The sequence below is a fragment of the Lysobacter sp. TAB13 genome (assembly GCF_052113885.1).
Lineage (GTDB): Bacteria > Pseudomonadota > Gammaproteobacteria > Xanthomonadales > Xanthomonadaceae > Lysobacter > Lysobacter gummosus.
The window spans coordinates 1-564 of record NZ_JBFRDR010000106.1 but is presented as its reverse complement, the minus strand read 5'-3'; the positions used below and the strand labels follow the sequence as shown (position 1 = coordinate 564).

Annotated in this window: 1 protein-coding gene; it reads left to right on the top strand. The window is 68.6% G+C overall.

The features are described from left to right. On the top strand, positions 1-564 hold a 564-nt coding region (locus AB4Y92_RS25340), incomplete at both ends, for a hydantoinase B/oxoprolinase family protein (RefSeq protein WP_441822124.1).

Below are 564 nucleotides of genomic sequence, written 5' to 3'. Positions count from 1 at the left end.
ACGAAGAGCACGGCCTATCTCGCCTTCCGCTGCCTGATGCCGCCCCATGCGGCGACAAACTCGGGCTATATGCGGCCGATCACGGTCGTCGCGCCGGAAGGAACCGTGCTCAACGGGGTCAGCCCGGCGGCTGGCGCGGCCCGCGCCATTACCGCCTACCGGCTGATGGACGCGCTGTTCGGCGCGCTCAGCAAAGCCCTGCCGGGACGGATCATGGCGGCGGGCGATGGTGGATCACTGCTTCACACCTTCTCGGGGCGTTCTCCCAACGGCAAGCCGTTCATCTTCGTCGACATGCTGCGCGGCTCATGGGGCGCGCGGCCGGGTGCCGACGGTCTGGACGGCACCTCGCTCGCCCTGGCCAACGCATCGGCCGTCCCCGCCGAGGTCGTCGATCTCGAGGGCATCGTGCGGCTCGAGCACTGGAGCTACGTGCCCGATACCTGCGGCGCCGGCCAGTTCCGCGGCGGCATGGGCGTGATGCGGGAATATCGTTTCCTCGCCGACGCGGGCAAACTGCAATACCGCTCCGAACGCCGGAAATTCCTGCCCTATGGCCTGGCC